The sequence below is a fragment of the Mycobacterium sp. SMC-18 genome, from assembly GCF_045310895.1.
GTDB lineage: Bacteria > Actinomycetota > Actinomycetes > Mycobacteriales > Mycobacteriaceae > Mycobacterium.
On the sequence record NZ_JBJIAL010000081.1, the window covers coordinates 1 to 8,078 of the forward strand.

Annotated in this window: 7 protein-coding genes; 2 read left to right on the forward strand and 5 right to left on the reverse strand. The window is 63.8% G+C overall.

All coding sequences use genetic code 11. The annotated features are described in order from the left end of the window. Positions 1-539 precede the first annotated feature (539 nt). The 5 genes from thpD to ACJH6J_RS29580 form a co-directional block, all read right to left on the reverse strand. A complete protein-coding gene (gene thpD, locus ACJH6J_RS29560; RefSeq protein ID WP_133427341.1) occupies positions 540-1,424 on the reverse strand; it encodes an ectoine hydroxylase in 885 nt (294 codons plus the stop codon). Next, positions 1,421-1,813, reverse strand: a complete 393-nt coding sequence (locus ACJH6J_RS29565; protein WP_061004310.1) for an ectoine synthase — start codon at positions 1,811-1,813, stop codon at positions 1,421-1,423. The genes thpD and ACJH6J_RS29565 overlap by 4 nt, the downstream gene beginning before the upstream one ends. 40 nt (positions 1,814-1,853) lie before the next feature. Further along, positions 1,854-3,140, reverse strand: a complete 1,287-nt coding sequence (gene ectB / locus ACJH6J_RS29570; RefSeq protein WP_212812413.1) for a diaminobutyrate--2-oxoglutarate transaminase — start codon at positions 3,138-3,140, stop codon at positions 1,854-1,856. A gap of 75 nt (positions 3,141-3,215) precedes the next feature. Beyond that, positions 3,216-3,758, reverse strand: a complete 543-nt coding sequence (gene ectA / locus ACJH6J_RS29575) for a diaminobutyrate acetyltransferase (RefSeq protein ID WP_061004313.1) — start codon at positions 3,756-3,758, stop codon at positions 3,216-3,218. Positions 3,759-4,579: 821 nt separating this feature from the next. Further along, a complete protein-coding gene (locus ACJH6J_RS29580) occupies positions 4,580-5,056 on the reverse strand; it encodes a MarR family winged helix-turn-helix transcriptional regulator (protein WP_061004315.1) in 477 nt (158 codons plus the stop codon). A gap of 274 nt (positions 5,057-5,330) precedes the next feature. On the opposite strand from ACJH6J_RS29580, the gene ACJH6J_RS29585 reads away from it, so the two are divergent. After that, positions 5,331-6,490, forward strand: a protein-coding gene (locus ACJH6J_RS29585; RefSeq protein ID WP_110783901.1) for an IS3 family transposase whose coding sequence is annotated in 2 segments (ribosomal slippage) — positions 5,331-5,622 and positions 5,622-6,490 — 1,161 coding nt in all. Because the reading frame shifts where the segments join, the coding sequence is not laid out codon by codon here. 75 nt (positions 6,491-6,565) lie between these two features. Then, complete coding sequence (locus ACJH6J_RS29590; RefSeq protein ID WP_212812414.1) at positions 6,566-7,963, forward strand: chloride channel protein; 1,398 nt, start codon at positions 6,566-6,568, stop codon at positions 7,961-7,963. Positions 7,964-8,078 lie beyond the last annotated feature (115 nt).

Below are 8,078 nucleotides of genomic sequence, written 5' to 3' on the forward strand. Positions count from 1 at the left end.
GAACCAGCAAGTAACCACAACCAAGGGGGTCAAAATTCAACCGACGCTACGGGGTCAATTTTCGACCGTCGTTGACAGCAGGTAGCCAACTTTCCGGCCACATCGGCGGCTACGGGGTTTCGCGAGGCCCGGTCGCGGTCACGATCGGCGGATGCACCCGACGCGACCTGGCCGTCTATCAGCCCACGGCTGGCGAACAGGCACTCATTCATCGCTACGAAACCTGCCACCGGTGACCACGGCGCACTGAAGCGCGAAACACAAGGCGAACGCAAGCCGCTGACGAAATAGCTTGCTGACGAAAACTTTTCACCAGCGAGCACGCACGCCTGGCTTTCGATGACGTATCGGGTGAACAAGGCTTTGGCGGCGCGCTGGCGACGTTATTGTTCACCGAGCAGACCGACGTCACGATGGGCGAACTGGCCGCCACCCTCGGCGGCGCCAGTGCGGGGGCCATCTCCGGGGCGCTGAAGACGCTCACCGAGCCGCGTCGCCTCAACGGCACGGCGTCACGCTCACATTGCGCCTTGCGGCACCTACCTCGCCGCCAAGTATCGGGGCCGCGGTCGCGGTGCGGCGAATGGTTCACCGAGCCGGTTGTGGACCGAATTGAAGACCAGGAAAACATTCGACCGAGGCAGGGGCGTGATGTTCGATCCTGAACCATGCAGCAGGTTCGCGTCGAACCACAGTGCCGTCCCCGGTGGGCCGGTGAACTGGTCGATGCCGTGGTGATCGACAGCCTTGGAGAGGGTGGTCTCATCGGGCGTGCCAACCTGCTGCGCTATCAGCGAGGTGCCGTGGTGGTTGTCCGGGGTTGCCCCCACACAGGGGTAGAACGTGTGGTGCGACCCGGGAATCACCATCAGTGATCCGTTGTACGGATAGTTGCGCGTGAGGGCGATCGAGCAGGACACCGCGCGGATGTCGGCCATGCCGTCCTCCGCGTGCCAGGTCTCGAAGTCCGAATGCCAGTAGAAGCCGGTGCCGGTGAAGCCGGGCATCACATTGATACGGGCCTGGTGGATGTAGACATCGCCGCCGAGCAGTTGGCGCGCCACCGGCAGCACCGTGTCCAGATCGACCACGTGCGCGACGAGTTCGCTGAGCAGATGTGGTTCGAAGATCGAGCGGATGGACCCGCGTGGTTCCCGAATGATCCGTGGGTCGCCCGGCTCGAGATCAATGGCGATTCGGTCGGTTTCGCCCCGCAGCGGTCCGATCAGGTCATCGGCGACAGTGCCGGGGCGCACGAGATAACCGACCTCGTCGAAGCGCATGAGTTCGTGCGGCAGCAGTGGGCCGTCAGTCTCCATGCCCCAGACCACAGGCTCGCTGCGGGGAATGGGTTCGACCGCGTGGTCGAGCCGAGTCGGATAGCGGTCCTCGACTACAGCGGTTGCGGCGCCGGGCGCGCTCACGCGACCGACTGCGGGGGTGGGTAGGCGCCAGTGGCGTCGTGTACTTCTCGCCCGGTGACAGGGGGGTTGAACACGCAGAGCATCCGCAGCTGCTCGTCGCACCGGATCTGGTGTCGTTCGTGGCCGTTGAGGAGGTACATGGTGCCTGGTCCGAGTGGATGGCGCTCGCCGGTTTCGAGGTTGGTCAGTGCGCCGGCACCTTCGGTGATCCACACCGCCTCGACGTGGTGCCGGTAGTGGAACTCGCTGACCGTGTTCGCGTCGATCGTGGTCTCGTGGAACGAGAATCCGACCCCGTCGTCGGCGAGGATGATGCGTTTGGATCGCCAGGTTCCGGCGGCCACGTCGCGGTCGGTTCCGGTGATCTCTGCGGTGGTGCGGACAATCATGGGTGAGGCATTCTTTCCGTCTAGGTTGGCGGTAGTCGGATCAGGGTCGGGTCGCGGCGACCGATTCGGCCAGGATGTCCAGGCCGGCCAGCAGATCGTCGGCTGACGTGGTCAGCGGCGGAAGCAGTTTGACGACTTCGTCGGACGGCCCGCTGGTCTCCATCAACGCTCCCCGCTCGAACGCTTGACGGCAAACATCACCGGCACGTGCGGCATCGGCGAATCTGAGCCCCTGCGCCATGCCACGGCCGCGTGCCGCGATGCCATCGTGGCGTGCCGCGATGTCCTCGAGTCGCGATCTGATCAACTCACCCTTCACCTCGGTCTCGGCACTGAATTGCGTTTCTCTCCAGTATGTTTCGAGAGCCTTGGTGGCCGTGACGAATGCCGGATTGTGGCCCCGGAAGGTGCCGTTGTGTTCGCCGGGCGCCCAGACGTCGAGCTCGCGCCGGAATAGGGTGAGCGCCATCGGCAGCCCGTATCCGCTGATCGACTTCGACAAGGTCACGATGTCCGGCACGATTCCGGCGGCTTCGAAGCTGAAGAAGGGGCCGGTGCGACCGCAGCCCATCTGCACGTCGTCGACGATGATCAGGATGTCGCGGGTGCGGCACAATTGGGCCAGCGCGTGTAGCCACTCGGCGCGGGCGATATTCAAACCGCCTTCGCCCTGGACGGTTTCCACGATCACCGCGGCCGGCCGGTTCAGGCCGCTGCCGGAATCGTCGAGGACGCGCTCGAACCAGTGGAAGTCTTCGGTGACTCCGCCGAAGTAGTTGTCGTAAGGCATCGGGGTTGCATGTACCAGTGGCACGCCGGCGCCGGCACGCTTCATGGAGTTTCCGGTAACTGACAGCGAGCCGAGGGTCATGCCGTGAAATGCATTGGTAAAGCTGATGATCGATTCGCGTCCGGTGACCTTCCGCGCGAGCTTGAGCGCCGACTCGACCGCGTTGGTGCCGGTCGGACCTGGGAACTGCACCTTGAAATCGAGGCCCCGCGGCCGCAAGATCAACTGCTGGAAAGTCTCCAGAAAGCGTTGTTTGGCCGATGTCGCCATGTCCAGCGAATGCACGATCCCGTCTGATCCGAGGTACTCGAGTAGCGCCTGCTTGAGTACTGGGTTGTTGTGGCCGTAGTTCAAAGCACCTGCGCCCGCGAAGAAATCGAGATAACGCCGCCCGTCGTTGTCGGTGATCCAGGAGCCGCTGGCGCTCTCCATGACGGTGGGCCAGGCGCGGCAATAGCTGCGAACCTCCGATTCCACCGCATCGAAGACATCTGGCAGGCCGCTCTCGGTCAGGTGTGCGGCGTCGGCGAGAAGCACGGTTGAATCCTTTCAATAGACAAACAGAAACATAAGTGGGACAGTGCATTTGGCACTGTCCCGGGGTATCGCGCGTCAGCTTGGCAGTGGTGCCACGAGTGGGCCGATCCGCAGCATCGGCTCGTCTTCGTGGCCGCCGTCGGCGTCGAGTAGCTCGGCGCCAAAATGTGAAAACTCGACTGTTGGCACGCCATGGCGGCGTGCGAACGCTCCGAAGAACTTACGAGAGGCGGTATTGCCGGGCGCTACCGTCGCCTCCACTGTGACCGGATGGCCCCGTCGTTCGGTTCGAATGCGATGCACCAGCCCGTCGAGCATGACACCGGCCAGCCCCTGGCCTTGCGCGTGCGGCGCCACCGCGACCTGCCAGACGAACAAGACGTCCGGCCGCGGCGGTGGGTGGTAGCCGGTGATGAATCCACAGATTTCGCCAGCTTTTTCCGCGACGATGGAGCTGGCCGCGAAATCAGTGGCCAGCAGCAGGTACGCATAGGTGGAGTTCACATCGAGCACGCCGGTGGCGGCGGCGAGCCTTCGGATTGCGATCGCGTCCGTGCTACAAGGGGCGCGTAGCAAGGCAGTTTCGGTGCGCGGGACGGCACAGTTGGCATCGGGCATCACAGAGAAAGGTCACCACCGAACGGTCATCGATCATCGTCAGTTCAAATCATCGGGTTTGCTGACAGTAGACACACAGCGACCGCTCAATCAAGGACGCCAATTGCAATGCCGTTGCGCTCCGCCTTCTGTTAAATGCCTGCCTGATCAGCGGTTTCACCCTCGGGTCATCGCACACAACGGCGACGCCACCGTTATCGAACTGTTATAGAGGTCGAGTTCTGGAGGGCTGCAGCGATTTTCGTGGCGGCTGTTCGATACGTGTCCATTGAGCCCCACTAACATCGATCGCCCACGAGACCATGAGACGAACACCCTCGGCGCGGGCCCCGCCATCGGAGTTCTTCGCAGGCATTCCCCCACGAGAGCCGAGATTGGCGCTCGGGCTTCGAATCTGGGCCGTTAGAACCGGCGACGAATTGATAAGTCGGACAACCCAAGACGCTGCATACACGCCTCGCTGAGCCGCTACCAAGGAAAACACGCGCATTACTACTGTGGCACTATGCTACTGTGGCACAGGCTCCAAAGCCGCGATGAGGCCGTCGGTGCGGCCAACTGCTACAGCTCGTCGAACTACATCAGCGGTGACGTTGCTGCCAACGCTGCAGCGAACCGGTATGTCCACGGACCGCCGCGGGCGGGCCACCCCACCACCGAGCCAGCCCCGAGGGCCGGTCGGTCCGCCCGCGGCCCGGGAAAGCCGCGCCACAGCCAACACGCCAGGGCCGTGGAGTCAAGTCGCGTGCACCGTCAGATGAAGCGCGTAGAACGCCGACTGTGGGCCGGTGCAGGATTCGTGGCCCCGAACAACCGGTGTGCTAGAAGTCGATTTCAGCCGGAGGCTCTCCGCCGGCCTCGGTGAAGGCGGTGAGTGCGCTGACCATGCCTTCACGCTGCCGCGCCGGCATCGCCTCCACGACCCGCACGATTTCGGCCCGCCGGCGAGCGGTGACCGTGCGCACGACCTTGCGGCCACGCGCGGTCAGCTCGACCACCAGTTCACGGCGCGAATTGGGATGCGGGCGACGGTCTATCAGACCGGCCGCGACCAGCCGTTCGGCCATCCGGCCGATCGTTGAGGGCTGCACGTCAAGCAGCCCTGCCAGGGTCGCCAAGTTCGTCGTACCGCGCGAGGACAAAATCACCAATACCCGAAACTGGGGAATGGTGATCGTGTCATCCACCTCGGCGATCGATCGCGCCGAGATGCTGACCAACAGCCGGGACGCAGTAATCAACGCATCGGTAATGGCATCGACCGATTGGGCGGATGTTGTCTTGGTCTGCGCGTTCACCGGAACCTCCTCCTAGTCAACTTTAGTCTGCGCCGCGCCAGATACCCGACCAGACCCACACCACAACCGCGTCGCACGCCGACCGCCTAGCGGCTGACTCGGGCCGATCGCCTCCTGTGCAGCCGCACCTGCGACCGGGGACTATCGTCGCCGCCCATTCGGAGAGCCGATTATCCTAGATAGCACTACTGTTGCATACTGCAATAGGGGACTGCCCCCAGTTTGGTTGACTCCTGACCTGTGAGGATTCGTCCTTGCTGGAAGGATCAACCTCGTGCCGACACCGTTTCCTGCCGAGTTCCGAGCCGACGTCATCGCCGTGGCCCGCAAGGGCGAGGCGCCGCTGCGCCAGATCGCGAAGGACTTCGGCATCTCGGAGGCCTGCCTGCACCGCTGGCTCAAGATCGCCGACCGCGAGGATGGCCGCGGTCAGCCCGCCTCAGCGGCCGATGCTGACGACATGGCCGCGCAGCTGCGCGAAGCGCACAAACGGATCAAACTGCTCGAGCAAGAGGCCGAGGTGATGCGCCGCGCAGTCGGCTACCTGTCCCGGGACGCCAACCCAAAATGATGTACCCGCTGGTCCTCGACCTTGCCGCTGACGGCGTGCCCGTCACGGTGACCTGCCGGGTTCTGGGATTCTCCACCCAGGCGTTCTACAAGTGGCGCAAAGCACCCCTGTCACAGCGGGATTGGGACGACGCACACCTGATCAACGTTGCCCGCGACATCCACGCCGATGACCCCGCATTCGGGTATCGGTTCATCGCTGATGAGTTGCCCGCGCGCGGGATCATCGCCGGCGAAAACCGTGTCGCACGCCTGTGCTCGCAAGAGGGCATCTGGTCGGTCTTTGCCAAGAAGCGAGGACTGAACCGCCGATCCGGGCCGCCCGTCCACGACGATCTCGTGCAGCGTCAGTTCAGCGCCCGCGCTGCCAACCAGGTCTGGCTGGCCGACATCACCGAGCACCGCACCGATGAAGGCAAGCTCTACCTCTGCGCCATTAAAGACGTCTACTCCAACCGGATTGTCGGCTACTCGATCGACTCCCGAATGAAGTCTTCGCTGGCCGTCGCGGCGCTGGATCACGCCGTGGCACTGCGCTCACCGACCGCGACGATCGTTCACACCGACAGGGGTAGCCAATTTCGATCGCGGAAGTTCGTCCATGCTCTGTCGCACAACGAATTACACGGATCGATGGGCCGCGTCGGCGCCTGCGGAGACAACGCGGCCATGGAGTCGTTCTTCGCCCTGCTGCAACGCAACGTCCTGGACCGCAGACGTTGGTCAACTCGAGCCGAACTCCGGCTGGCGATCGTGTCCTGGATCGAGCGGACCTACCACCGCCGCCGGCGCCAACGCGCCCTCGGCAGGCTCACCCCGATAGAGTTCGAACTGCTCCACACACCAGTCGCAACCGCGGCCTGAAATTCACACCCCGCGAGTCAACTGAACCCGGGGCAGTCCCTCGCGTTCCGTTGGCTGGTTGAGTTTTTCACTCGGATGTTCACCGGGTACGCCGACTACTCGGCGTTGGGTCGTGTCCCCAGCGCACACTGGCCCGCGCTGGGTTGGTGGTTTCTGCTGGCCGCTCCCGTGATCGCTGGTGCGGCCTACGGCCCGCTTGTGCACCATTTTGCACCCGAGGCGCGCGGCCATGGTGTGCCCGAAGTGATGTTCGCCGTGGCCCGCAACAAGGGACGGATCAAACCACAGGTAACGGTCGTCAAGGCGCTGGCGTCGGCGCTGTGCATCGGTGGCGGCGGATCAGTCGGACGTGAAGGGCCGATTGTGCAGATCGGCTCGGCTACCGGCTCCGCACTGGGGCAATGGCTGCGCCTCGATACTGATCGGATTTGTCTGCTCGTCGCATGCGGAGCGGCCGGCGGCATCTCGGCTACCTTTAACGCTCCATTGGCCGGGGTGTTCTTCGCCCTCGAATTGATCCTGCGCGATTTCGCCGCCGAGTCAGCCGGTGTCGTGGTGTTGTCGAGCGTGGCTGCCGCCGTCGTAGGGCGCACCCTGATGGGCGATCACCCGTTCCTGTCCCTACCCGGATTCACCGTGCACCGTCCAGTCGAATACGTGCTGTATGCCGCGCTCGGAGTAGGCGCGGGCGTCGTTGGAACGGTGTTCTCGCGAGTCTTGTACTGGGTCGAGGACGCCTGCGATTGGCTCTGGCGGGGACCACAGTGGGCCCGCCCGGCCGTCGGCGGAATTGCCTTGGGCGCCTTGTTGATCGCGTTGCCTCAGATGTATGGCGTCGGCTATCCGGTTCTACAGAACGCGATCGATGGCCGGTACGCGGCAACCATGTTGCTCCTACTGCTCGTCGGCAAGATTTTGGCGACCAGCCTCACCATCGGCATCGGAGGCTCAGGCGGGGTGTTTGCACCCACCCTCTTCATCGGGGCGATGGCGGGCAGCGCCTTCGGGGTCGCCGCGCACCATCTTTACCCCAGTCTGGCTATCGCAGCTGGCGCCTGCGGCCTGATCGGCATGGGAGCCATGCTAGGCGCCGCGACTGGCGCGCCGATCACCGCCGTGGTCACCTTGTTCGAACTCACCGGCCAGTACGCCATCATCCTGCCGCTGATGACGGCTGTTGCCATGGCGGCCGGCACCGCTCGCCTACTCGGCCGGCACACCATCTACACGATCAAGCTCTGGCGCCGGGGTGTCGACCTGGACGCCACTGCCGATTCGACCGGTCACCTTATTGCCGTAGGCGCCGAACAACGCTCGTGCCGATCACCAGACGGGACGCCAACGCCTACTGCCCATGGAAGTCAGACACCAAAATTATTGGGCCATAGCACTTCCCGCAATCGACCCCCGATCACCAAAAACGCGGGAACAAGTCCATCGTCGAAACGACCTCCGCTGCGCGCCTTTGACTAACGGCAACTCCCCACAAGCTTGGGCCCAGAGCAATCGCCGGGTCTGCTGCACGAATAGGTGACATCTGAGTTGGCTTGCCCAGCATGGGCGGGCTGGAAGGATGTCCCCATGGCAA